A 25074-nucleotide genomic window follows, 5' to 3' on the forward strand; every position below is an offset into this window, starting at 1 on the left:
CGATCGTCAACAGGCGTCAGGCCCGTTCCGCCATTCCGCGCAGATAGCGGCGGGTCAGGCAGGCGTCGGCCAGTTGTTGCATGATCAGCGCGCGCAGCGGCGATACGCCGGGACGGGGAGCCTGGCCGCGACTGAGCTTGCGCAGCTGGAACTTGACGACGGCCATATTGGCCAGTGACGCCAACGGCTTGTTCTTCCAACGGATAGGCGGCAGCGCCGGCGCGCTGTCCCGGCCGCTTAGCCAATCGCGCGGCAGCATCGGGTTGATGGCCAGCGCGGTGCCGATGCCCACCATGTCGACCCCGCTGTTTACCACTTGCTCGGCGACCGGCCGGCGGCGGATGCCGCCGGTGACCATCACCGGCATCCGCGCGACGGTGCGGATGTCGCGGGCGAATTCGACGAAATAGGCTTCGCGGGCCAGCGTGCGTCCGTCGCGGGCCTGGCCCTGCATCGCCGGGGCTTCATAGCTGCCGCCGGACAACTCGACCAGATCGACGGCCAGATCGTTGAGCAGCGTCACTACCTGCCGGGCGTCGTCTACGCTGAAGCCGCCGCGCTGGAAGTCGGCGGAGTTGAGCTTGACCGCCACGGCGAAGCCGGGCGAGACCGTGGCGCGGACCGCCTTGACGATTTCCAGCAGCAGCCGGGCCCGGTTTTCCAGCGAGCCGCCCCAGGCATCGGTCCGCCGATTGCTGAGCGGCGACAGGAACTGGCTCAGCAGATAGCCGTGGGCCGCGTGGATTTCCACCCCGTTGAAGCCGGCGGACTCCGCCAGATGGGCGGTTCGGGCAAAGCGGCCTATCACCTCGGCTATCATCTGATGCGTCATCTCTTCCGGCATCGCGAAATGCCGGGACATCTTGCCCAGTTCCAGCGGCACCGCCGACGGCGCCCAGGTCTGCTGCTTCATCCGGGCGGGCATCTGCCGGCCCGGATGATTGATCTGCAGCCAGAACTGCGCGCCGTTGGCGCGGCCGGTCCGGGCCCAGCGCTTGAACTGGTCGAGGTGCCGCTCGTTTTCCAGCACCACGCCACCCGGTCCGGTCATCGCGCGGCGGTCCACCATCACATTGCCGCTGATCAGCAGGCCGGCGCCGCCGTCCGCCCAGGCCTGGTAGAGGCGCAGCAGGGCCTCGGCCGGCGCGTGTTCGGCGTCCGCCATATTCTCTTCCATCGCGGCCTTGGCGATGCGGTTCGGAATGCTGGAACCATTGGGCAGCGCCAGCGTGTCGAATACTTTCATCGGAGATCCTCCAGTTGACTCAAACTCAACCATAAGCTTAAAGTTAAGTTTAAGGTCAAGCGCTTTCGAGAGGGAGAGATGAAGATTGGCGAATTGGCGAAGCGCAGCGGCTTGACGGCCTCCCGCATTCGCTTTTACGAGGCGAACGGACTGATATCGGCGGTGGAGCGCCAGGCCAATGGCTACCGCGACTACGGACCGGAGGCGCTGTGGGTTCTGGAGATCATCGCCGGCGCCCAGGGCGCGGGCTTCTCGCTGGAAGAGATACGCCACCTGCTGCCGGTGGCGCCGGATGCCTGGCGGCACGAAGCCTTGCTGGACGGGCTGAAGAGCAAGGTCGCGGAAATCGAACGGCTGCAGGCGCGGCTGGCGCAGAGCAGGGCGCAGCTGCTGCTCGCCATCGACAGCATAGAAAACGGTCCCGACGGGCTGACGTGCGCGGACCGCGCGCAATGGGTATTGAACCGGCTGCGCGACGATTGCGACGGGGCGGGCTCGCCGCCATCGGCGTGATGGCGGGCGCGTCAGGCCATCGTCATCGCTTCCCGTTCCGCTGGAAATCCCTATATTGTTGTCGGTGCTTCCCCCTCCATCACCGCATGGGATCAAACTCATATGCAACTGATCAGTCAGAACTTCCAGGACGGACGGCCGATTCCGGGCGAATTCGCGTTCGCCGTGCCCGACGCGGCCAGCCGCATCGCCCTGTCGGCCAACCGCAATCCCCACCTGGCATGGAGCGGCGCGCCGGCGGGCACCCGTTCCTTCGTCATCGTCTGCCATGATCCGGACGTGCCCAGCCGCGGCGACGACGTCAACCAGGCCGGCCGCGTCGTGCCGGCCTCGCTGCCGCGCGTCGATTTCTTCCACTGGCTGCTGCTGGACATTCCGGCCGGCACCGCCGAAGTCGCGGCCGGCTCGCATTCCTCGGCCGTCACGCCGCGCGGCAAGCCGGGACCGGCCGCGCCCGGCGGGCTGCGCCACGGCATCAACGACTACACCGCCTGGTTCGCCGGCGACGAGCAGATGGGCGGCGACTACTACGGTTACGACGGCCCGTGCCCGCCGTGGAACGACGAGCGGGTCCACCATTACGTCTTCACCGTCTACGCGCTGGCGACGCCGACGCTGGACATCGAGGGCGCGCCGACCGGCGCCAAGGTCAGCGCGGCGCTGGCCAAGGCCGAGGTCTTGGGCCAGGCCAGCCTGACCGGCCTGTACAGCCTGAATCCGGACGTCGCGGTAGGCTGAGCGGAGGCGCCGGACGGGAGCGGCGCCGATGCGCCGCCCCGTTGGCCGGCCTGCCTTGCGGGGCGACTTCTGCCGATGCCGCAAAAAGATCGCGTACAGGCTCTTACTGCGGCATCGACGGCATGATGACCTGTTGCGCGATCTCCATGCCCTCGGGCGTGGCCCAGGTGCCGACCAGCTCGGCGATCGCCTGGTTGGTGCTGGACAGCGTCGCGCCGGCCTGTTCCATCCGCCGCAGCGCCATGTCGTCGGCCAGCTTGCCGGGCGAGCCGCCGGCGTCGGCGATCACCTGCACCTGGTAGCCCATGCCGACCAGGCTGAGCACCGGAAACACCGTGCAGACGTCGTTGGTGACGCCGGCGACGATCAGCTTCTTGCGGCCGGTGGCCCGCACCGCGGCGGCGAAGTTCGGGTCGTCCATCGCGTTGACGATGCCGGCGCGCTTGACGCGCGCGTCGAACGCGGCGGGCAGGATGTCGGCCAGCTCGGCGAGCAGCGGCCCCTGCGCGTAGTCTTCCATGCTGGAGGTTAGCACCGCCGGCATCTTCAGGATGCGGGCCGCCTGGGCCAGCATCAGCGCGTTGCGCTTCATCTCCTCGAAGGGCAGCGAGCGCACCCAGCCCATTGTTCCGACCTGATGGTCGATCAGCAACAGCGCCGCATTGTCGGCGGTATATCGTTCAAAACTCATGCTTGATGCTCCTGGTGTCGATTCAACGACGAAGTCAGGGGTTGCCCCTGGAAAAACACGATGTGGGCCGGCCCGTTGCGGGCCTGGACCACGACGGCGCGGGAGCGGCCGTCGGCCGGATACACCGGCAGGCTTAGTCCGTCCGGCGTGAACGGCGTCCCGTCGATGGCGGCCTCGCCGGCAATCGGCAGCAGGAAGGCGCCGCCGCCGGCGGGAACGGTGAGCGTCACCGATGCGCCGTCCTCCAGCTCGATGTCCAGCAGCGTGACCGGCGTCGGCGGCGTCAACGGCGAGGTCCGGCCGTCGAAAGTTCCCAGCGCGACGCGGATGCGCGCGCCGGGCGGGCGGACCTGAGGAATGTCTTCCGGCGCCAGGCTGTGCGCCGATGGCGGGCCGTTTTGGGCTGCCGGCGGCAGCTGCACGAAAATCTGCAGCGAATGCACGGTCTTGCCGGCCTCGGCCGGGTCTTCCTGGTGGACGATGCCGCTGCCGGCGGCGGTCCAGTGCAGGCCGCCGGGGCGGATCCGGTTGCGCGTGCCCAGCGAGTCGCGGTTGTCGATGCCGGTTTCCGAGTCGGCGAACACATAGGACACCGCGGAGAAGCCGGCATGCGGATGCGCCGGGAAGGTCGGGGCGCTCATCCAGGCGTGGTCGACGCCGATGAAGGGGTCCAGCCGGCCGGCGGCGTCGCGCAATCCATGGGCCCGGAAGTGGTCGCCGCGGCTGAGCGGGCGCAAGTTGGCGATGACGGGCATGATGGCTTCCGGTCTCAGTTCGGCGCGAGCAGCGCCGGATAGTCGGTATAACCTCTTGCGCCGCCGCCGTAGAAGGTGGCGCGGTCGGCCTCGTTCAGCGGGGCGTCCGCCTGCAGCCTGGCGACGAAGTCGGGATTGGCGAGAATCATCTGGCCGTAGGACTCCAGGTCCGCCAGGCCGGACTCGACGTCCGAGCCTATCCGTTCGCGCGGTTGGCCGGGACGGTTCAGGATCAGGCTTTGTTGCCAGAGCCGGCGCAGGTCCCGCAGCAGCGCCTCGTCGCCCAGATGCATCAGGTGCAGATAGGCCAGGCCGAGCTTGTCCAGTTCGGCGACCAGGTGCCGATACAGCGCCGGGCCTTCCGGGCCTTCGTCTATGCCCCAGATCGGCGTGCCGGGCGACAGCCGGATGCCGGTCCGCTCGGGGCCGATTTCGTCGGCGATGGCGGCGGCGACCTCGATGGCGAAGCGGGCCCGGTTTTCGATGGAGCCGCCATAGCGGTCGGCGCGCTGGTTGGCGCTGGGCGCCAGGAACTGCTGGATCAGATAGGCGTTGGCGCCGTGGATTTCGACGCCGTCCGCGCCGGCCTCGATGGCGCGCCGCGCGGCCAGGCGGAAGTCCGCCACGGTTTGGCCGATCTCGTCCAGGCTCAGCGCCCGCGGTTGCGGAATGTCCTGCATGCCGGTCGGCGTGAACATCTGGGTGTTTGGCGCGATGGCCGACGGCGCGACGGCTTGCCGATGATGGGGCGTATTGTCCGGGTGCGACATCCGGCCGACGTGCATCAGCTGGATGAAGAGGCGGCTGCCGTGGCGGTGGACCGCCGAGGCGACGTTGCGCCAGCCGGCCACATGCGCGTCGGTGTAGATGCCGGGCGTGGCCAGATAGCCCTGGCCGTCGTCGGAAGGCTGGGTGCCTTCGGCGATGATCAGCCCGACGCTGGCGCGCTGCGCGTAGTAGGTGGCCGCCAGCTCGCCCGGCGTGCCGTCGAGGCCGGCGCGGCTGCGCGTCATCGGCGCCATCGCGATGCGGTTCTTCAGCGGGTGGCGGCCCATCGTGGCCGGCGTGAAAATCGTGTTCATGCGTCTTCCTTTGCGGTGATCCGTGTGCGGTCGGCAAACCGGATTTCTATCGATCCCGCAATCACTGCAAGCGGCTGCGCGGCGACGGCTTGGTTCGACTTGCCGGAGTCCATCATCCCCTTGTTTTTTAATGGGATAAATATGGTATTTTGGAAAGGATTGATCCAAATATGGAGCAGTGAGTGGAGTTGCTGAACGATATGGCCTTATTCGTCGAGGTGGTCAAAGCCAGGGGCTTTCGCGGCGCGGCGGAGGCCACCGGCGTGCCCAACTCGACGCTGTCGCGCCGGGTTTCCGCGCTGGAAAAGGCCATCGGCCTGCGCCTCCTGCACCGGACGACGCGCAAGGTAGAGCTGACCGAGGCCGGCTTGATCTACTACGAGCGCTGCCGCCGCATCGTCGACGAGGCGCGGCTGGCGCATGAACAGCTGGGCGACATGCTGGCCCAGCCTGTCGGGGTGCTGCGGGCCTCGCTGCCGGTCGATTTCGCGGTCGCCTACCTGGCGCCGCTGATCGCGGAATTCGCCCGGCAGCACCCCGGCCTGGCGTTCGACTTCGATCTGACGCCGCGGCGCGCCGACCTGGTCAGCGAGCCGTTCGACGTCGCGATCCGCATGGGCGCGCCGGAGAATTCGCAGCTGATCGCGCGCCACCTCGCCTCGCTGCCGACCGAGCTCTACGCCTCTCCGGGCTATCTGCGACAACGCGGCATGCCGGCGGCGCCGGCCGAGCTGGCGGGCCACGAATGCCTGAGCATGCAGAAGGCCGGCGCCGGATCCTGGACGCTGGAGAGCGGCGGGCAACAGGCCAGCGTCGCGATAGGGGGACGGTTCGCGCTGAACAGCGTCGGCCTGATGCGCCGCCTGGCGGCGCTGGACATGGGCATCATCCTGATTCCGGCGGCCGTGGTGGCCGACGAACTGGCCGCCGGCAGCCTGCAGCGCGTTCTGCCGGCGTGGTCCGGCGCGCCGATTCCGGTGTATGCGATCACAGAGACCCGGCTGATCCCGGCCAAGACCCAGCGCTTCATCGAGTTTCTGCGCGTGCGGCTGGCGCGGCGCTAGCGCCGCGACGGACACCGCTTGCGCGCCGGTGGCCGCTTTCGTAGAATCGATGGCAATGGAGATGGCATTCCTCCGATAAGCGCTTGATCCAAGCTGATGATGCCTACAGTGTTCCCTGGACCGGGAAGCTGTGGGCGCGCGCTCGGCTTTTCCTCCGTCCAGGCCTGTTCAACGATGAGAACGACTGGACCCGCATGACCGCAAACCCAATCCCCGAACCGCTCGCCATCCTGCCTCATATCGTCAAATGGCTGCTCCTCGCCGGCCTGGTGGCCGCGCTGGCCGGCACGGCGTCCGCCTTCTTCCTGTTCGCGCTGGACTGGGCGACGGCGACCCGCCTGTCCCATCGCTGGCTGATCTGGCTGCTGCCGCTGGCCGGCTTTCTGGTCGGCCTCGCCTATTGGCGGCTGGGCCGCGAGGTCGAGGCCGGCAACAATCTGCTGATCGACGAAATCCACGACCCCAGGAAAGTGATCCCGCTGCGGATGGCGCCGCTGGTGTTGATCGGCACCGTGGCCTCCCACCTGTGCGGCGGCTCGGCCGGCCGCGAGGGCACGGCGGTGCAGATGGGCGGCGCGCTGGCCGACCAGCTCAACCACCTGCTGCCGCTGCGGCCGGAAGACCGCCGCATTCTGTTGATGGCCGGCATCAGCGCCGGTTTCGCCTCGGTATTCGGCACGCCGCTGGCCGGCGCCATCTTCGGACTGGAGGTGCTGGCGATCGGCCGCCTGCGCTACGACGCCATCCTGCCGTGCATGGCGGCGGCCATCGTCGCCGACCGGGTCGGGCTGGCCTGGGGCGTGCATCACACGCATTACGTCATTCCCTTCGTTCCGGACCTGAGCGGCTGGGGCCTGATCGCCTCGGCGATCGCCGGCGTGATCTTCGGCCTGACCGGCAAGCTGTTCGCCGACTCGGTGCACGCGATCTCGGCGCAATTCAGGCGGCGGGTCGGCTTCGCGCCGGCGCGTCCGCTGATAGGCGGCGTCATCGTTGCGCTCGCCGCCGCGGCGATCCCGGCCGACGCCTACCTGGGCCTGGGCATTCCGACCATCGTCTCCGCCTTCCAGCAGCCGTTGCCGGCCTACGATTTCGCCGGCAAGCTGGCGTTCACCGCGATGACGCTGGGCGCCGGCTTCAAGGGCGGCGAGGTGACGCCGCTATTCTATATCGGCGCGACGCTGGGCAACGCGCTGGCGCCGCTGCTGCATCTGCCGTTTCCGTTGCTGGCCGGCATGGGCTTCGTCGCGGTATTCGCCGGCGCGGCCAATACGCCGCTGGCGTCGACGGTGATGGCGGTGGAACTGTTCGGGCCGGAAATCGGCGTCTATGCCGCGCTGGCCTGCGTGGTCAGCTATCTGTGCTCCGGCCACACCGGCATCTACCGGGCGCAGCGCGTCGGCCATGCCAAGCGGCGCGGCGTGCCGGAGAAGGTGAGACTGTCGGAGCTGCCGGCCCTGCGCCGCGATGCCGGGCGGGCGGGGGACAAGCGCGAATAGATGTCGGCATCGAGGCGTGGGGCGGCATGCCTGATCTTTCGGATAGTTTGGTTTGGAATGGTTGCTATCAAACCGGTTGACAGCCTGTGATAGACTGCCGCGTCAATACGCATGCGTGTAATCACCCTCGATACGAGGGTGTTTCTATTTCGGGTTTCCAGCATGGACATCAACCAACTCCTCGCCAGCTTCGCCTCCGCCTTCACCCAGGACAACCGCCTGCTGACGCTGGCGCTCGGCCACGGCGACATCGCCGCCGGGCAACTGCTGCCGCAGACCCTGAGCGGCGAGGAGGGCGTGTCCCGACCGTACCGCTACACCGTCAGCTGCCTGTCGCCCGACGCCAACATCGAACTGAAGACCCTGCTCGGCCAGAGCGCCCGCCTCGGCATCGCCGACGCCCAGGGCCGCGAAACCGTCCGCTGCGGCGTCGTCAGCCAGGCCCGCCTCGCCGGTTCAGACGGCGGCTTCTCCCGCTACGAACTGAGCATCGAGCCGCCGTTCGCGCTGCTGCGCCACCGCCGCGCCTCGCGCGTGTTCCAGGACTTGAGCGTGCCGGCCATCGTCCAGCAGATCGTCCAGGAACATCAGGCCGCCAACCCGGCCTTCGCCCGGGTGCAGACGCTGGAGATCCAGGTCGGCCAGGCCAGTCCCCGCAGCTACTGCCTGCAGTATCGCGAAAGCGACTACGACTTCATCGTCCGCCTGCTGCACGAAGAAGGCTATGCCTGGCGCTTCGAGCACATCGACGGTGACTCGCCCCAGGTCAAGCTGGTGGTGTTCGACGACGTCTACAGCCTGCCGCCGGCCGAAGTCGATCGGGTGCGCTTCCACCGTAGCGACGCCACCGAGGAAGAAGACGGCCTGACCGACTGGCAGGCGGCGCGCCAGATCGTGCCCGGCAGCGTCGCGCTGGCCAGCTTCGACTACCGGCCGGTCAGCGCCCAGCACAGCGGCGACAGCAGCCAGATCGACCAGGGCCAGACCGGTCAGTCGCTGCAATCCAGCCTGCAGGACTACGATCCACAGGGCCTGTACTACGCCGGCGACGCCGACCAGCTGTCGCACTACGCCCGGCTGCGCCAACAGGCGCACGACGCCGCAGCCAAGACCTTCGAGGGGACCGGCAGCATCCGCGGCCTGACCGCCGGCCAGTGGTTCCGGCTGGACGATCACCCGGCGCACGAAGGCGACGCCGCCGAACAGCGCGAATTCGTCGTCACCGGCCAGAGCTTCCAGGTTCAGAACAACTTGCCGACAGACCTCGCCTCGATACTCCCCTCGCCCCTGGCGGGAGAGGGGCAGGGGGAGAGGGGGATCAACGCCGAGACCGCCCCATTCACCACCCAAATCCAGGCGCAGCGACGCGGCATTCCGCTGACGCCGGCCTACGCCCATACGGAACAGGCCAAGCCGACCAGCCTGGGCGTGCAGACCGCCACCGTGGTCGGCCCGGCCGGGTCCGAAGTGCACACCGACGAACAGGGCCGGATCAAGGTGCAGTTCCACTGGCAGCGGCCGGACGAGCACCCGACGATAGGCGCCGGCCTCGACGACAAATCGTCGTGCTGGCTGCGGGTGGCGATGCCGTCGGCCGGCGCCGGCTGGGGCCACCAGTTCCTGCCGCGCCTCGGCCAGGAAGTGCTGGTGGACTTCATCGAAGGCGACATCGACCGTCCGGTGATCACCGGCGTGCTGTACAACGGCGGCCACCCGCCGCCGGAGTTCAGCGGCGCCGGCAGCCTGCCGGCCAACAAGACGCTGTCCGGCATCAAATCGAAAGAACACCAGGGCGGCGGCTATAGCGAGCTGCTGTTCGACGACACGCCCGGCGAAGTGCGGGCCAAGCTCAGCAGCGAGCCGGGCAAGACCCAGCTGAACCAGGGCTTCCTCGCCCACCCGCGCAGCAACGGCAAGGCGCAGCCGCGCGGCGACGGTTTCGAGTTGCGCACCGACAAGCACGGCGCGATCCGCGCCGCCCACGGCCTGCTGTTGAGCACCGAAGCGCAGAACGGCGCGTCCGGCAAACAATTGGCCAGAGAGCACGCCCAGTCGCAGCTGGACAGCGCGCTGAACCTGGCGCAGTCAATGGCCGAGGCGGCGGCGGGCCAGCTGGCCGACACGATGGAGACCGGTCCGGACGGCATAGACCCGGACAACGGCAAGAGCGGCAACAAGGCCGACGGCCATCTGCAGCACCACGTCGAGGCGCTGAAGGCCTGGGAAGCCGGGTCGAATACCGACAAGGACGGCAAAACCGCCAAAGACCAGGCGGGCCAGCAGCCGCTGCTGGTGCTGTCGGGCCCGGCGGGCATCGTCAGCACAAGCGAGCAGAGCCAGACCCTCAGCGCCGGGCAGAACCTAAACCTGGTGGCGCAGCGTGACGCGAACCAGGTGACGGGCCGGCGCTGGATTCACAACGTCGGCCAGCACATCAGCCTGTTCGTGGCGGGAGTGAAGGACAAGGTGGCGCTGAAGCTGATCGCGGCGAAGGGCAAGGTGCAGGTGCAGGCGCAGAGCGACGCGATGGAGCTGACGGCCGATCAAGAGCTGACGATCACTGCCGTCAAGGGCAAGGCGCAGATCGCCGCCAGCCAGGAAGTGCTGCTGAGCAGCGGCGGCGGCTACATCCGCATCGCCGGCGGCAATATCGAGATCCATTGTCCCAGCGAGGTCAGCGTCAAGGGGGCCAGCCACCAGCTGAGCGGCCCGGCCAGCCTCAGCACGCCGATGCCGGTTTACGCCAAGCCCGGCACCGGCAATCTGCAGGTGATCCACGAGTTCGCCAATGGATATTCGATGAACCAGGGCAAATTCGTCGTCACCGACGCGCTGGGCGTCAAGCACAGCGGCGTGCTGGACGAGGCCGGCAAGGCGATGGTCAACGGCCTGCCGCTCGGGCCGGCGGAAGTCCAGTTCCTGGGCCGTCCGAACAAGGACAAGGCCGACATCTTCCCGTTCGTCGCGCAACCGGAAGAGGCGGTCAAACAACTGGGCGGCGAGGCGGTGAAGAAGCAGGCGATGAGCCAGCTCTCCAGTCTGGTGGGCAAGGCGGTGCCGCCCGGCGTCGCCGCGGCCGCCGGCCAGTTGGCGCAGGCCAAGAACACGGTGGACCAGGCCAGGCAGATGGCCGGCCAGGCGCAGTCGATGCTGCAGCAGGCCCGCGACGTCAAACAGCTGGCCTCCACCGCCGCCGCCAGTCCGGACACAGCCAAGCTGCTCAAGAAAATACTATAAAAGACACCCTTCATCATGACGACCGCAGACCTCGCCCGACCCGTAGCCGTTATTCCCGCCACGCCTCAAGCCGCCGCCCAGGCCCTGCAGCAAACCGGTAAAGACTTCGATCAATGGCTGCGTAGCATCAGCGACGGCCACCTGTCGGTGGAAAGCCTCAGGACCATCGCCTCCGCGGTGCCGGTGGTGGGCAATTTGATTTCCATCGGCGACGTTATCGTCGACGTCGTCGACATGTCGGAAAAGTCCCGCGCGAATCAGGAAGTGGACGTTTTCGACTGGCTGTTCCTCGGCGTGGACCTGGTCGGCGTGATTCCGGCCGCCGGCGGTTTGTTCAAGATGGGCGCGCGACCCACGCTGAAACTGTGCGCCACCAGCCTGCGCCGCGCCGGCAAGGATTGGGCCAAGGGCGAGATCGAGGCAGGCTTGGCGAGCAAGCTGATTTCCATGTTGCCGGCCAGCTACCGCAATTCGCCGGCGGAGTGGGTGAAGTACGTCGACGGCAAGATTCAGAGCGAACTGAAGGAGTGCGGCGGCAAGGGCGCCACCATCATCGCCGGCATGGGCGAGCTGCTGAGCAGCCTAGGCAGCGGCAAGTTCGGCGCCTATGTGCAAAAGAACGTTCCGCACGCACCGGTCCGCTACAACCTCAACAAAACCAACGACCAGGGTTTCTGGGGCACGATCAGCGCCCATCTGCACGCTTTGAATCAGGCCGCCGCCGATGCCAGCGCCGAGGTGGCGGCCGGCATGACGGTGACCGCCGCCAAACAGGTCGACTCCATGTTGAAGGGCACGGCCTCCGCCCGCCTGATGCAGCGGCTGGGCGCGGCGATGGCCAAGTGGGCCGGCATGCTGGTGGACATGCTGATGAAGATGTACAGCAGTCACTTGAAGCCGCTGCTGGACAAGCTGTTGAAGGCTTTCCTGAAGCATTTGCCGGCCAAGGCCGCGGCGGTGGCCGGCAAGGTGGCGAATACGGCCAAGAAGAAGGTGGCCCAGGTCGCGCACGAGGTCTCGACCAAGTTCAAACAATTGGCCAAGCCGGGGCCCAAGTGCGTTTGCGCCGCATCGCCGCAGTCCATAGGCTTCGCCTTGGGCGAGGAGTCGCTGCAGCACACGGACTTTTCACTGCCCGGCGTGCTGCCTATCGTTTGGACCCGGCAATATCGGTCCAATTTCGACGGCAACGACCAGCATGGCGAGCTGGGCGCGCGCTGGAGCGTCGTCTATGCCGCCCGCCTCGATATCGAAGGCGAGCAGCTGAAACTGCATGACGACAGCGGCCGCACGCTGGAATACCCGCTGCTGCCGGAAGGCGAGTCTTACAAGGATGAGATCGAGGGTTACACGCTGACCCGCTTGTCCGATACCCTGCTGTCTCAAACCTTCGGCCACGATCTGATCCAGCTGTACGAGCGCCACGGCGACAGCTTCCGTCTGGCCATGATCAAGGACCGCGCCGGTAACAGCATTGCGATGAACTTCCGCGGCGGACGTCTCAGCCAGCTGGTCAGCAGCGCCGGCTACGCGGTGGACCTGAGCCACGATGCCATCGGCCGCATCACCCGGATGACGTTGCAGAACCTGGAAACCGGCCAGCCGCGGCGCACGCTGGCCGAGTACCGCTACAGCGACATTCCGCCGCTTGGCGGCGATGCTGGCGATCTGCTGGCGGCCACCGACGAAAACGGCCAGAGCTGGAGCTATCAGTACCAGCACCACCTGCTGACCCGCTATACCGACCGCACTGATCGCGGCGTCACGCTGGAGTGGGACGGCGGGCATCTGGACGCGCGCGCCATCCGCGAATACGCCGACGACGGTAGCCTGGACATCCGCCTGCGCTGGGACGAGAACATCGATCTGACTTATGTCACTGACGCCTATGGCCGCACCACCGAATACTATTTCGACGAAAAAGGCTACAACTACCGCATCGTCTATCCGGACCATAAGGAAGAGTGGTTCGAGTACGATGGCGACAAGAGATTGCTCAGCCATGTCTACCCGGACGGCACCGACGAGCGTTTCGACTACGACGCCAACGGCAACCTGAGCCTGCACGAGCGCCGCGACGGCGGCGAAGTGCGTTTCGCTTACGACGAGCAGGACAATCTGGTCGAGATCGTCGACCCGATGGGCGAGAAGTGGCTACGGACTTACGACGACAAGGGGCAGTTGGTCGAAGAAACCGACCCCTTGGGCCACAAGACCAAGTACGCGTATAACGAGCAGGGTCTGCCGGTGGCCGTCACCGACGCCAAGGGCGGAGCCAGGAAGATAGCCTACCGTCCGGACGGCTTGCTGGAGAGCTATACCGACTGCTCCGGCAGCGCCACCCAGTGGCAGTACGATGAGCGCGGCCGGCCGCAGTTGGCCATCGACGCGATGGGCAACGCCACCCGCTATCAGTACGCCGCCAACGGCACGCTGCAAGCCATCGTCCAGCCGGACGGCCAGGCGACCCGGCTGGAGCACGACGCCGAGGCGCGGCTGCTGAAGCTGACCGACCCGCTGGACCGCCCCACCCATTACGATTACGACAAGGCCGGCCGGCTGCAAAAGCGCACCGACGCCAACGGCCACAGCCTGGGCTACCAGTACGACAAGCTGGGCCGCCTGACGGCGCTGCGCAATGAAAACCACCGCTACTACCGCTTCGACTACGACGAAGGCGGCCGTCTGGCGGCCGAAACCGGCTTCGACGGCAGCATCACCCGCTACGTCTACGATCAGGCGGGCCGGCTGGCGCAGCAGGTGGAGGGCGATATCGCCACCGACTACCGTTACGACCGCGCAGGCCGGCTCACCGAGCGCAGCGCGCCGAACAGCCAGGAGAGCTTCGGCTACGACGCGGCCGGCCGACTGTTCCAGGCCAGCAACCGCTACGCCAGCCTGCGCTGGGCCTACGATCCGGTGGGCAATGTCGCCGAGGAACACCATGGCTACCACGTCGCCGGGCTGAAGCAGACCTTCCGCTGGCAGCACGAGTACGACAAGCTGGGCAACCGCGTCGCCACCATCCGCCCGGACGGCCACCGCGTCGACGTGCTCAACTACGGCAGCGGCCACGTCCACGGCCTGCTGTTCGGCCAGCGCGACATCATCAATCTTGAGCGCGACAAGCTGCACCGCGAAACCCAGCGCGTGCTGGGCAACGCCTTGCAGCAGACGCTGGGCTACGACAAGGCGGGCCGACTGGCCAGCCAGCGGCTGAGCGGCGCCACCCAGTGGCAGCGGCAGTACCAGTACGACGCCGCCGGCCAGTTGACTGGCATCCAGGACAACCGCGGTGGCCAGCTCAGCTACCGCTACGACCCGGTGGGCCACCTGCTGGAGGCCGCCACGCCCAAGGGCGTGGAAAGCTTCCGTTTCGACCCGGCCGGCAACCTGCTGGACAATGCCCCGGCCGCCGACGGCCATCAGGAGAACAGCCTGCTGGGCAATCTGCTGAGCCAGTACGCCGGTCGCCACTACCGTTACGACAGCCGCGGCAATCTGGTCGAGAAACGCGTCAACGGCAGCCTCACCAAGCTGGAATGGGACAGCCACAACCGGCTGTCCAGCCTGACCGCGCCGGATGGCCGGCGCACCGACTATCACTACGACCCGCTAGGCCGCCGCATCGCCAAGATCTGCGAGGGTCAGGCCACGCTGTACGGCTGGGACGGCGACGTGTTGGCCTTCGAAACCGGGGACGAGGCAGCAGTGCACTACCTGTTCGAGCCGGAAAGCTTCGTGCCGCTGGCCCAGGTGCACACCGACGCGATCCGCGGCGTCAAGGTGCCGGCCTGGAGCCAGCACAACCCTTATGATCCGGACAAGGACCCGTTGCGCCGGCCCCTGGCCGAGCCGAATGGGCCGAAGGCGGTGTACTACTATCACACCGACCACCTGGGCACGCCGCAGGCGCTGACCGACGAGGAGGGCAGGCTCGCGCTGGAAATGGATTACAAGGCCTGGGGCCAGGCGCGCGAGATCATCGCCGACGCCGCCGGCAAGGCCGGCATCCGCAATCCCTTCCGTTTCCAGGGGCAGTACCATGACGACGAGTCAGGGCTGCACTACAACCGATATCGTTACTATGATCCGGAGATAGGGCGGTTTATTTCACGGGATCCGATTGGGTTGCGTGGTGGTTATAATCTTCACAACTATGCAGTAAATCCTATTGAGTGGATTGATCCAAGCGGTCTCACTGCAAGAAAGCAAGCAACCAAGCCAAATCAGCAATGTAAAAAAGAATGTAGAAAAGAGTGGGCGGTAGACAAGTTTGATAAGATTTGTGAGGGCAGATTGAATGGAAAGGCTGTAAAGTACATGAGAGATCCTGATACCAAGCTTTGGTGGTCAAAGGATACTGAAAATCATGGCGGATCTGCTTGGAAGGTTATGAAACAAGAGGGGAAACAGCTGAAGCATCAGGCTGATGCAGATGTGTTTGGTGACTATATGCTTGACAAACACAAAGGTGATACCGGGAAAGTTATGGATATGAAGAATATGAAATGTAAGGATGCCTAAATGAAAATACAAAAAATAAAAGATGTTTTTGGAGATGACTGCTTTTCAAGTGCAGTCTTTTATAAATATAAAGATAGTCTGCGATTTGAGATCAGCGAGAGTGATAGTAGGCTTCGGCAGTTTATTGTTGCGTATGGAAATTTAAAAAGTATACTGGATGCGGTTTTTTCAAATGATATTGAAGTTTATTGTTGCCTAAGTCTATGCGGAGCGAACCTGCTGTCTGCATTGTCTCAGTTTAGAGAGCTAGATAGAGGTGGATTTTCATTTCCGGCAGAGAGATTTGTTGAGTCGGAGATAAATGATGATGAGAAGATTGTGAGATTAATGTTTAAAATTGAAAGGGGGGAGTGCGATAAGTTAATTTGGATGAAAATTGCGCATGAGTTGGGCATAAGCCCATCTGTATGGCTTGATTTGCATATCTTTAGTCTCGAAAGTGAAGTTTTTGCTCATCCTTATGATGAGCGTGGTATTGATATTATTGGTAAGAAGAGTAAACTTAAATCAATTTTTGACAAAATGCATCACTTGCTGATTGATTATGATATGGATAAGATGGAAAAGAGTTTTCGAAGTGGCGTTTGATTGATAGTGTTTTTGTTCGTTGTTCTATACTAAGATTTCTATGCACTTTTATTAGGTTTGATAGTCAAGCACTATTGTTATAGCTGGGCGGTCGTATCGCGCAGAATCACAATCTCTATGCTATGTTGTGTGGCTAGACTAGCGTTTGCTAGTTTTTGAAACCCAGGATTTAGGGCTGATATCGCAGCTAGTGGTTTCGACTTGGTGGCGTCCATAGCCTCAAGCTTATGCCATCACCAACTCCTTCATCTTTGCCTACTCTTTTACGTCTTCTTTTTGATACTCGTTGTTAGCTGGCTTGTCAGTGATACATGCTTGGCATATCACGGAGAAGCGAAGCGGATTCGCCGGCCACCGTTCCAAGGGCGTGGTCGTGGAGTCGGAACGATGGTGGACGGCAACAGTCTATAGGCATGCCAAGGCGGGAGGCCTCGCTGGACTCCTTGGCGGAGCGGACTCCCGGCCTGTCATTTCCCATTTAGAAAAGCGATGCCAGCCATTGAAATTGCTCAATGGTTCTTAACAGCCATCTTGGCTAAGCTGGTCGCAGGATAGTCATTTGAACCCTTTCATCGAAGGAGTTTGTGATGAGCAACGACGCCAAATGCCCATTTCATGAAGCCGCCGGCAATCCGGCCGCGCAGAACAAGGTCCGCTCCAACCGCGACTGGTGGCCCAACCAGCTCAATCTGAATATTCTCCACCAGCATGCGCCGGCTTCGAATCCGCTAGACCCGGACTTCGACTATGCCGCGGCCTTCAAGAAGCTGGACTACGCGGCGCTGAAGAACGATCTGAAGGCGCTGATGACCACCTCGCAGGACTGGTGGCCGGCCGACTGGGGCCACTACGGCGGCCTGTTCATCCGCATGGCCTGGCACAGCGCCGGCACCTACCGCATCGCCGACGGCCGCGGCGGCGCCGGCACGGGCAACCAGCGCTTCGCGCCGCTGAACAGCTGGCCGGACAACGGCAATCTGGACAAGGCGCGCCGCCTGCTGTGGCCAATCAAGCAGAAGTACGGCGCCAGCATCTCCTGGGCCGACCTGATGATTCTGGCCGGCAATGTCGCGCTGGAATCGATGGGTTTCAAGACTTTCGGCTTTGGCGGCGGCCGCAAGGACGTCTGGCAGCCGGAAGAGGATGTCTACTGGGGCGCCGAAATGAAGTGGCTGGCCACCAGCGGCGAGGCCAATAGCCGCTACTCCGGCGATCGCGAGCTGGACAATCCGCTGGCGGCGGTGCAGATGGGCCTGATCTACGTGAATCCGGAAGGCCCGGACGGCAAGCCCGATCCGGTCGGCTCCGGCCGCGACGTGCGCGAGACCTTCGGCCGCATGGCGATGAACGACGAGGAGACGGTGGCGCTGGTCGCCGGCGGCCATACCTTCGGCAAGGCGCACGGCGCCGGCGATCCCAAGCTGGTCGGGCCGGAACCGGAAGGGGCGCCGATGGAGGAACTGGGCCTGGGCTGGATCAACCGTCTCGGCAGCGGCCATGGCGAATACACCACCACCAGCGGCATCGAAGGCGCGTGGAAACCCAATCCTACGCGCTGGGACAACGGCTATTTCGACATGCTGTTCGGCTACGACTGGGAGCTGACCAAGAGTCCGGCCGGCGCGCACCAATGGGTGGCGAAGAACGTCAAGCCCGAGCACATGATTCCGGACGCCCACAATCCGGCCAAGAAACACCCGCCGATGATGACCACGGCCGATTTGTCGCTGCGCTTCGATGCTATTTATGAACCTATCGCCCGCCGCTTTCACAAGGACCCGCAGGCTTTCGCCGACGCCTTCGCGCGCGCCTGGTTCAAGCTGACGCACCGCGACATGGGGCCGAAGCCGCTGTATCTGGGACCCGAGGTGCCGGCCGAGGATCTGATCTGGCAGGATCCGGTGCCGCCGGCCTGTCAGCCGTCGATAGACGACAAGGACGTCGCCGCGCTGAAGGCCAAGGTGCTCGCCTCCGGCCTGTCGATAGGCGAACTGGTGTCCACCGCCTGGGCGTCGGCGTCGACTTTCCGAGGCTCCGACAAGCGCGGTGGCGCCAACGGCGCACGCATTCGCCTGGCGCCGCAGAAGGATTGGGAAGCGAACCAGCCGGCGCAGCTGGCGCGCGTGCTCGCCGCGTTGGAGGGCATACGCAGCGCTTTCAACGCCGGCGGCGGCAAGCAGGTGTCGCTGGCCGATCTGATCGTGCTGGCCGGCGGGGCGGCGATCGAGGCAGCGGCCAAGGCCGCCGGCCACGCGGTGACGGTGCCGTTCGCGCCGGGCCGCGGCGACGCCAGCCAGCAGCAGACCGATGTCGAGTCGTTCGCCGTGCTGGAGCCGCAGGCCGACGGTTTCCGCAATTACCAGAAGCCCGGCTGCGCCTTGCCGGCCGAGGCCCTGCTGGTGGACAAGGCGCAGCTGTTGACGCTGAGCGGTCCGGAAATGACGGTGCTGGTGGGCGGCCTGCGCGTGTTGGGCGCCAATAGCGGCGACGCCAAGCATGGCGTGTTCACCGCCCGGCCGCAGACCTTGAGCAACGACTTCTTCGTCAATCTGCTCGACATGGGCGTGGCCTGGCAGCCGGCCGCCAACGACGCCGGCCTGTACGAGGGCAGGGACCGCAAGACCGGCCAGCTGAAGTGGACCGGCACCCGCGTCGACCTGGTATTCGGCTCCAACGCCCAGCTGCGGGCGCTGGCCGAGGTCTATGCGCAGAGCGGCGGCGGCGACAAGTTCGTCCGCGATTTCGTCGCCGCCTGGACCAAGGTGATGAATCTGGACCGCTTCGACCTGAAGAAGTAAGGAGAGGGGATGGCGGCGCGCCGCCATCCCGGACCGGCGGAGTCGTATGGCTCAGGCGCGCGCGAGCGCGCCTATTTCATTTCCCAGTCGGTGACCTTGGCGACCGCCGCGTCGGCGTTCTTCAGGTCGGTTTCGCCCATGTTGAGCAAGGTGCTCCATTGTTTGACGCGGTTCTTGCCATTGGGCGGCTGGTTGTAGTCGTTGGTGTCGACGATCTTGCTGCGCTGCGCGTAGAAGGTGGTCATGAAGGTCTTTTCGTCGGCGCTGTTGCCGGAGCGGGACAGCAGGCCCTGCAGCGTGCCGGAGTCGCCGGCGGCGCCCTGGTTCAGCGCGGTGTCGACGAAGGAGCCTATGGTCAGCGCGCTGTTGAATCCGCGCTGGCGCGCCTGCGATACGCTGTACTGGATGTACACCTTATAGAAGGTGTTCCACATCGCCTGGCGCCAGGCGGCGTTGGCCTGCAGGCCGCCTATCTTGCCGCAGAACACCTTGGAGCTGTCGCTGATCTTCAGGATGGAGCCCTGCATTTTGCCGTGGGCGCCGATGCGGGACAGCCCGCCTTCTATAGAGGGATTGGCGGCGCCGCTGGCGGCGTCGAATTCCTTGAACAGCGTCGGGCCGTCCGGGCCTTCGTCGTTCGGTCCGCCGGTGGTGGCGCCGAAGATGCCTATGGTGTAGCCGCGCTTGTCGCCGATGTCCTCGCAATAGCCGTAGAACTTGGTCCAGTCGAGCGAGTCCTGTTCCGGCTTGTTGATCAGCTTCATGATGTTGTTCCACTGCTCGCCGTCGAGGCCGGTGTTGGCCTTCAGGAATTTCAGCGTGGCCGGCGAGAAGTTGTCGTCCGGGTTGGCCGCGGTCCTGGCGGCCGCCACGGTACAGTGCGGGCCGGCTGAGCAGGCTTCGGCTCGCGCGGCGTGGCGGGCGGAACTGCCGGCCGCGGAGCCCTGGGCGTTGCAGGCGCCGGCCAGCAGACCCAGGCCGGACAGCATCATGGCGAATGTCGATAGATTGCGCGTCACTGCGTTTTTCAAGAGTCTTCTCCCATATGGTGGATCGGCGTCGCCGCCGGACAGGCTTGATGAAACCGCTGCGGTTCGGAGCCGTTGAGTCGCTTCGCCGAGCGCCCCTGGCGGGCGGCTCGCGAAAGATCGTCAACCGGCTCTCTGGCAAAGACATCGGATCGCGCGTTCGCGGCGGAGGGGCCGCGAGCGCACGGCAATGATGATATCCGTATTTAATTCAAATTTAATTATCTATTTGACATTTCATGTCGCGATGTTGCGCCGATGACCGCAGCTTCAGCCACGGCTCGCGCTGACGCCGCCGTCGGCCAGCAGCGCGCTGCCGGTGACGAAGCTGGACAGATCCGACGCCAGATAGAGGGCGGACGCGGCGATTTCTTCGGGATCGGCCAATCGTTTCAGCGCGTGAAGGCCGCCGACGAAAGCCTGTTGCTCCGGCGTGGGCGCGGCGGCGCGTCCCATTTCGGTATCGACGCCGCCGGGCAGCAGCGCGTTGACCCGCAGGCCGTGCGGGCCGTATTCCGCCGCCAGCGCCCGGGTCAGCCCCACCAGGCCTGCCTTGGCCGCGGCGTAGGCGGCCATGCCGGGGAAGCCGGCGGCGTGGCCGACAAAGGACGAGGTGAATATCAGCGATGGCCGGCGTCCCAGCAGCAGCGCTGGAATCTGATGCTTGGCGCACAGGAAGGCGCTGGTGAGGTTGCCGTCCAGCGTGCGTTGCCAGTCGCTGCGGGTCAGCGCCGGCAGCGGACCGGGCGTGCCCAGGCTGCCGGCGTTGTTGAAGGCGATATCCAGTCCGCCGAAGCGGTGCTGGGCCAAGGCGACCATCTCCCGGGCGCAGTCCTCGTCGGCGGCGTCGCCGGCCAGAACCGCCGCCTGGCCGCCGGCGGCGGCGATTTCCGCCGCCAGCTCGTCCAGCAAGCCGACGCGGCGGGCCACCGCCACCACCTTGGCGCCATGGCGCGCGAACAACAGGGCGGCGCAGCGGCCGATGCCGGCGCTGGCGCCGGTGACGATGGCGGTTTTTCCTTGCAGCAATTGCATGATCGTTCTCCTCGTATCGTTGGGCGAGGAGAGAGTGTCGCGCCGCGCGCGCGGCCAGGCATTCCGATTCTTGCCGACTTGCGGCGCGCGCCGGATCAGTCGTTGCCGGGCGGCGTCAGCACGGTGTCCCGGGTTTCGGGCAGCAGTTCCGGGTAGTCGCGGCTGTAATGCAGGCCGCGGCTTTCCTTGCGATCGAGCGCGGAACGGACGATCAGCTCGGCGGTCTGGACCAGGTTGCGCAGTTCGATCAGATCGTTGCTGACGTGGAAGTTGCTGTAGTACTCGTTGATCTCGCCCTTCAGCAGGTCGATGCGGTGCAGCGCCCGCTCCAGCCGCTTGTTGGTGCGGACAATGCCGACGTAGTCCCACATCGCGCGGCGCAGCTCGTCCCAGTTGTGCGAAATCACCACCTCCTCGTCCGGGTCGGTGACGCGACTGTCGTCCCAGGCGGGAATCGCCGGCAGCTTGATGGCGGCCGCCGCCAGGATGTCCGCCGCCGCCGCCTTGCCGATCACTAGGCATTCCAGCAGGGAGTTGCTGGCCAGCCGGTTGGCGCCGTGAAGGCCGGTGTGCGCCACTTCGCCGACCGCGTACAGGCCCTCGACATCGGTGCGGCCGGCGAGATCGGTCACCAGGCCGCCGCAGGTGAAATGCACCGCCGGCACCACCGGGATCGGCTGCTGGGTGATGTCTATGCCCAGTTCCAGGCAATGGGCATAGATATTGGGGAAGTGTTCCTTGATGAACTGGGCCGGCTTGTAGGAGATGTCCAGATAGACGCAGTCCAGGCCGTGCTTCTTCATTTCGAAGTCGATGGCGCGCGCCACCACGTCGCGCGGGGCCAGTTCGCCGCGCGGATCGTGCTGCGGCATGAAGCGAGTGCCGTCGGGCAGCTTCAGGATGCCGCCTTCGCCGCGCACCGCCTCCGAGATCAGGAAGGACTTGGCGTGCGGGTGGTACAGGCAGGTCGGGTGGAACTGCATGAACTCCATATTGCCGACGCGGCAGCCGGCGCGCCAACCCATCGCGATGCCGTCGCCGGTGGCGGTGTCCGGATTGGTGGTATAGAGGTAGACCTTGCCGGCGCCGCCGGAGGCCAGGATGGTGTGCTGGGCGGCGATGGTCACGACCCGATCCAGGTCCTTGTCCAGCGCGTAGACGCCGTAGGCGCGCTTGCCGGTTTGACCCAGCTTCTGCGAAGTGATCAGGTCTATCGCTATATAGTGTTCCAGCTCGGTGATATTCGGATGCGCCTTGATCTTCTGTCCCAGCGTGCTGGTCACCGCGGCGCCGGTGGCGTCGGCGGCGTGGATGATGCGGCGATGGCTGTGGCCGCCTTCGCGCGTCAGGTGATAGCCGGTCTGATGTTCGTCGTCGCGGGTGAAGGGCACGCCCAGCTTGATCAGCCAGTCTATCGCTTCCTTGGAGTGCTCGACGATGAAGCGGGTGGTCTCCTCATTGCACAGCCCGGCGCCGGCGATCAGCGTGTCGCGGATGTGGTCCTCCACCGAGTCTTCGGTGTCCAGCACCGCGGCGATGCCGCCCTGGGCATAGGTCGAGCTGCCTTCCAGCAGATCCCGCTTGGTGATCAGGCCCACCTTGCGCTTTTCCGCCAGGTGCAGCGCCAGCGTCATGCCGGCCAGGCCGCTGCCAATAATCAGAACATCAAACTTGAGCATATCAATGTGTCCACACGGCAGGCACGTCATTGTGCCAAATGCATGTGAGCGTAGCAGAATCGACAGGGCGAGCGTAGCGGCAGGCCGGAATGCGGGCATGGCTGCGAGTCGGCATCGCTGCTCGTGCACGATGAAATTACAATGCCGTTGACCTATCTTTTGTAAAATCAGGTGCTTGTGTTCCCGCTTTGTCGGCGTGCCGAATTTTTTCAGATTTTTCTCACGGAAAGTGTTGACGCCTCCTGGGGTGGCCGGTATAGTTCGCCTCCTCAGCTGACGCAGCGAACGAAACGGCGGAAACGAAACGGTTCCGGTGAAGACGACGCAGCGGCCAGCACTGCTCTTTAACAGAACGAATAACCGATAGGTGTAAGTGCTTGGCGAAAGCCGACACTTGCACTGCAAGAGACAAGAGATACTTGTTTATTTCTTTGAACTTGCGTGCCAGAAAATTGCTATGAGATTGAACTGAAGAGTTTGATCCTGGCTCAGATTGAACGCTGGCGGCATGCTTTACACATGCAAGTCGAACGGTAACAGGGTGCTTGCACCGCTGACGAGTGGCGAACGGGTGAGTAATGCATCGGAATGTACCGTGTAATGGGGGATAGCTCGGCGAAAGCCGGATTAATACCGCATACGCCCTGAGGGGGAAAGTGGGGGACCGTAAGGCCTCACGTTATACGAGCAGCCGATGTCTGATTAGCTAGTTGGGGAGGTAAGAGCTCACCAAGGCGACGATCAGTAGCGGGTCTGAGAGGATGATCCGCCACACTGGGACTGAGACACGGCCCAGACTCCTACGGGAGGCAGCAGTGGGGAATTTTGGACAATGGGCGCAAGCCTGATCCAGCCATGCCGCGTGTCTGAAGAAGGCCTTCGGGTTGTAAAGGACTTTTGTCAGGGAGGAAATCCCGCTGGTTAATACCTGGCGGGGATGACAGTACCTGAAGAATAAGCACCGGCTAACTACGTGCCAGCAGCCGCGGTAATACGTAGGGTGCGAGCGTTAATCGGAATTACTGGGCGTAAAGCGTGCGCAGGCGGTTGTGTAAGTCTGATGTGAAAGCCCCGGGCTCAACCTGGGAACGGCATTGGAGACTGCACGACTAGAGTGCGTCAGAGGGGGGTAGAATTCCACGTGTAGCAGTGAAATGCGTAGAGATGTGGAGGAATACCGATGGCGAAGGCAGCCCCCTGGGATGACACTGACGCTCATGCACGAAAGCGTGGGGAGCAAACAGGATTAGATACCCTGGTAGTCCACGCCCTAAACGATGTCAATTAGCTGTTGGGGGTTTGAATCCTTGGTAGCGTAGCTAACGCGTGAAATTGACCGCCTGGGGAGTACGGCCGCAAGGTTAAAACTCAAAGGAATTGACGGGGACCCGCACAAGCGGTGGATGATGTGGATTAATTCGATGCAACGCGAAAAACCTTACCTGCTCTTGACATGTAACGAACTTGGTAGAGATATCTTGGTGCCCGAAAGGGAGCGTTAACACAGGTGCTGCATGGCTGTCGTCAGCTCGTGTCGTGAGATGTTGGGTTAAGTCCCGCAACGAGCGCAACCCTTGTCATTAGTTGCCATCATTAAGTTGGGCACTCTAATGAGACTGCCGGTGACAAACCGGAGGAAGGTGGGGATGACGTCAAGTCCTCATGGCCCTTATGAGCAGGGCTTCACACGTCATACAATGGTCGGTACAGAGGGTTGCCAAGCCGCGAGGTGGAGCTAATCTCAGAAAACCGATCGTAGTCCGGATCGCACTCTGCAACTCGAGTGCGTGAAGTCGGAATCGCTAGTAATCGCAGATCAGCATGCTGCGGTGAATACGTTCCCGGGTCTTGTACACACCGCCCGTCACACCATGGGAGTGAGTTTCACCAGAAGTGGGTAGGCTAACCGTAAGGAGGCCGCTTACCACGGTGGGATTCATGACTGGGGTGAAGTCGTAACAAGGTAGCCGTAGGGGAACCTGCGGCTGGATCACCTCCTTTCTAGAGACTGGCGATTGCCAAGTACTTACAACCTATCGGTTATTTGATTTGAAGGGCATTGAGGTTGTGGATGCCACGATCTCATAAGTCAACTGGGTTTGTAGCTCAGCTGGTTAGAGCACTGTGTTGATAACGCAGGGGTCGTAGGTTCGAGTCCTACCAGACCCACCAGTTACACTCTGGGTGTTCTGATGAGCACTACGGAGAACCATTTTTGTTCCAGGCAAGGCGCGAAGAAGCGAAGTGTGCGAATGCACATGAGCGACTGAGCAACGCAGCATCACCCAAAAAGAGGGGGATTAGCTCAGTTGGGAGAGCACCTGCTTTGCAAGCAGGGGGTCGTCGGTTCGATCCCGTCATCCTCCACCACTCACGCCGCAAACAAAATCAAATTGAAAAGTTTGATTCTGTTTGCGTTGTAGAAACGCCCGATCTTTAACAAACTGAAGAAGCCGAATATATAAGACGGCGAAACAAACAATAGGAGTTAACTCTTCTGTTGAATGAATCGTCATCTTGGGTATTTGATTGTATCTAAGGCTGCGTCGCCATATCAAAAGGGGCGGTGCAGTCGTCGCACAAACACTCTCTGT

Annotated in this window: 15 protein-coding genes, 2 tRNA genes, 1 rRNA gene and 1 riboswitch; of the genes, 11 read left to right on the forward strand and 7 right to left on the reverse strand. The window is 64.0% G+C overall.

Translation table 11 applies throughout. The features are described from left to right. Positions 1-16: 16 nt before the first annotated feature. A complete protein-coding gene (locus CXB49_RS01595) occupies positions 17-1246 on the reverse strand; it encodes an NADH:flavin oxidoreductase/NADH oxidase family protein (RefSeq protein ID WP_101706781.1) in 1230 nt (409 codons plus the stop codon). Between the two features lie 78 nt (positions 1247-1324). Between CXB49_RS01595 and CXB49_RS01600 the strand changes: the two genes are divergently transcribed. Both CXB49_RS01600 and CXB49_RS01605 read left to right on the forward strand, forming a co-directional pair. Then, entirely contained in the window at positions 1325-1759 is a 435-nt protein-coding gene (locus tag CXB49_RS01600; protein WP_101706782.1) for a MerR family transcriptional regulator, read from the forward strand. 102 nt (positions 1760-1861) lie between these two features. Further along, positions 1862-2497, forward strand: a complete 636-nt coding sequence (locus CXB49_RS01605; RefSeq protein WP_101706783.1) for a YbhB/YbcL family Raf kinase inhibitor-like protein — start codon at positions 1862-1864, stop codon at positions 2495-2497. Between the two features lie 103 nt (positions 2498-2600). On the opposite strand, the gene CXB49_RS01610 is transcribed toward CXB49_RS01605, so the two are convergent. Genes CXB49_RS01610 through CXB49_RS01620 form a run of 3 tightly spaced genes read right to left on the reverse strand, consistent with a single transcriptional unit; the run spans position 2601 to position 5025 of the window. Beyond that, positions 2601-3188 (reverse strand): isochorismatase family protein, encoded by a 588-nt coding sequence (locus CXB49_RS01610; protein WP_101706784.1) that lies wholly within the window; start codon positions 3186-3188, stop codon positions 2601-2603. Next, the gene (locus tag CXB49_RS01615; RefSeq protein ID WP_199406763.1) at positions 3185-3943 is read right to left on the reverse strand and encodes a pirin family protein; all 759 of its coding nucleotides are present in this window, start codon (positions 3941-3943) and stop codon (positions 3185-3187) included. The genes CXB49_RS01610 and CXB49_RS01615 overlap by 4 nt, the downstream gene beginning before the upstream one ends. 14 nt (positions 3944-3957) lie before the next feature. Beyond that, positions 3958-5025: an alkene reductase gene (locus tag CXB49_RS01620; RefSeq protein WP_101706785.1), complete on the reverse strand. Its 1068-nt coding sequence runs from the start codon at positions 5023-5025 to the stop codon at positions 3958-3960. Positions 5026-5207: 182 nt separating this feature from the next. On the opposite strand from CXB49_RS01620, the gene CXB49_RS01625 reads away from it, so the two are divergent. The 6 genes from CXB49_RS01625 to katG all read left to right on the forward strand — a co-directional run bounded on the left by CXB49_RS01625 (position 5208) and on the right by katG (position 18738). Further along, positions 5208-6089, forward strand: coding sequence for a LysR family transcriptional regulator (locus CXB49_RS01625; RefSeq protein WP_233492912.1), 882 nt, complete (start codon positions 5208-5210; stop codon positions 6087-6089). A gap of 48 nt (positions 6090-6137) precedes the next feature. After that, a riboswitch (Fluoride riboswitch) is annotated at positions 6138-6202 on the forward strand. A gap of 81 nt (positions 6203-6283) precedes the next feature. Next, on the forward strand, positions 6284-7588 hold the full coding sequence (locus CXB49_RS01630) for a voltage-gated chloride channel family protein (protein ID WP_101706786.1): 1305 nt from the start codon (positions 6284-6286) through the stop codon (positions 7586-7588). A gap of 162 nt (positions 7589-7750) precedes the next feature. Further along, on the forward strand, positions 7751-10825 hold the full coding sequence (locus CXB49_RS01635; protein WP_101706787.1) for a type VI secretion system Vgr family protein: 3075 nt from the start codon (positions 7751-7753) through the stop codon (positions 10823-10825). A gap of 15 nt (positions 10826-10840) precedes the next feature. Beyond that, on the forward strand, positions 10841-15352 hold the full coding sequence (locus CXB49_RS01640; protein ID WP_101706788.1) for an RHS repeat-associated core domain-containing protein: 4512 nt from the start codon (positions 10841-10843) through the stop codon (positions 15350-15352). Continuing rightward, complete coding sequence (locus CXB49_RS01645) at positions 15353-15940, forward strand: DUF3885 domain-containing protein (RefSeq protein WP_101706789.1); 588 nt, start codon at positions 15353-15355, stop codon at positions 15938-15940. A gap of 587 nt (positions 15941-16527) precedes the next feature. After that, entirely contained in the window at positions 16528-18738 is a 2211-nt protein-coding gene (gene katG, locus CXB49_RS01650; protein WP_101706790.1) for a catalase/peroxidase HPI, read from the forward strand. A 71-nt stretch (positions 18739-18809) separates the two neighbouring features. On the opposite strand, the gene CXB49_RS01655 is transcribed toward katG, so the two are convergent. The 3 genes from CXB49_RS01655 to nadB form a co-directional block, all read right to left on the reverse strand. Continuing rightward, positions 18810-19769: a chitosanase gene (locus CXB49_RS01655; RefSeq protein ID WP_233492913.1), complete on the reverse strand. Its 960-nt coding sequence runs from the start codon at positions 19767-19769 to the stop codon at positions 18810-18812. A gap of 267 nt (positions 19770-20036) precedes the next feature. Continuing rightward, positions 20037-20801, reverse strand: coding sequence for an SDR family oxidoreductase (locus tag CXB49_RS01660; protein WP_101706792.1), 765 nt, complete (start codon positions 20799-20801; stop codon positions 20037-20039). 95 nt (positions 20802-20896) lie between these two features. After that, complete coding sequence (gene nadB, locus CXB49_RS01665) at positions 20897-22480, reverse strand: L-aspartate oxidase (RefSeq protein ID WP_101706793.1); 1584 nt, start codon at positions 22478-22480, stop codon at positions 20897-20899. A 465-nt stretch (positions 22481-22945) separates the two neighbouring features. Between nadB and CXB49_RS01670 the strand changes: the two genes are divergently transcribed. From CXB49_RS01670 to CXB49_RS01680, 3 genes are all read left to right on the forward strand, one after another. After that, a 16S ribosomal RNA gene (locus CXB49_RS01670) occupies positions 22946-24481 on the forward strand. Between the two features lie 94 nt (positions 24482-24575). Beyond that, positions 24576-24652, forward strand: a tRNA-Ile gene (locus CXB49_RS01675). Positions 24653-24774: 122 nt separating this feature from the next. Then, positions 24775-24850, forward strand: a tRNA-Ala gene (locus CXB49_RS01680). Positions 24851-25074 lie beyond the last annotated feature (224 nt).

This window comes from Chromobacterium sp. ATCC 53434 (genome assembly GCF_002848345.1).
In the GTDB taxonomy this organism is placed as follows: domain Bacteria; phylum Pseudomonadota; class Gammaproteobacteria; order Burkholderiales; family Chromobacteriaceae; genus Chromobacterium.

Coding starts and splice junctions, on each gene's coding strand:
- CXB49_RS01595 (WP_101706781.1), bottom strand. CDS start 1,246: ATGAAAGTATTCGACACGCTGGCGCTGCCCAATGGTTCCAGCATTCCG.
- CXB49_RS01600 (WP_101706782.1), top strand. CDS start 1,325: ATGAAGATTGGCGAATTGGCGAAGCGCAGCGGCTTGACGGCCTCCCGC.
- CXB49_RS01605 (WP_101706783.1), top strand. CDS start 1,862: ATGCAACTGATCAGTCAGAACTTCCAGGACGGACGGCCGATTCCGGGC.
- CXB49_RS01610 (WP_101706784.1), bottom strand. CDS start 3,188: ATGAGTTTTGAACGATATACCGCCGACAATGCGGCGCTGTTGCTGATC.
- CXB49_RS01615 (WP_199406763.1), bottom strand. CDS start 3,943: ATGCCCGTCATCGCCAACTTGCGCCCGCTCAGCCGCGGCGACCACTTC.
- CXB49_RS01620 (WP_101706785.1), bottom strand. CDS start 5,025: ATGAACACGATTTTCACGCCGGCCACGATGGGCCGCCACCCGCTGAAG.
- CXB49_RS01630 (WP_101706786.1), top strand. CDS start 6,284: ATGACCGCAAACCCAATCCCCGAACCGCTCGCCATCCTGCCTCATATC.
- CXB49_RS01635 (WP_101706787.1), top strand. CDS start 7,751: ATGGACATCAACCAACTCCTCGCCAGCTTCGCCTCCGCCTTCACCCAG.
- CXB49_RS01640 (WP_101706788.1), top strand. CDS start 10,841: ATGACGACCGCAGACCTCGCCCGACCCGTAGCCGTTATTCCCGCCACG.
- CXB49_RS01645 (WP_101706789.1), top strand. CDS start 15,353: ATGAAAATACAAAAAATAAAAGATGTTTTTGGAGATGACTGCTTTTCA.
- katG (WP_101706790.1), top strand. CDS start 16,528: ATGAGCAACGACGCCAAATGCCCATTTCATGAAGCCGCCGGCAATCCG.
- CXB49_RS01660 (WP_101706792.1), bottom strand. CDS start 20,801: ATGCAATTGCTGCAAGGAAAAACCGCCATCGTCACCGGCGCCAGCGCC.
- nadB (WP_101706793.1), bottom strand. CDS start 22,480: ATGCTCAAGTTTGATGTTCTGATTATTGGCAGCGGCCTGGCCGGCATG.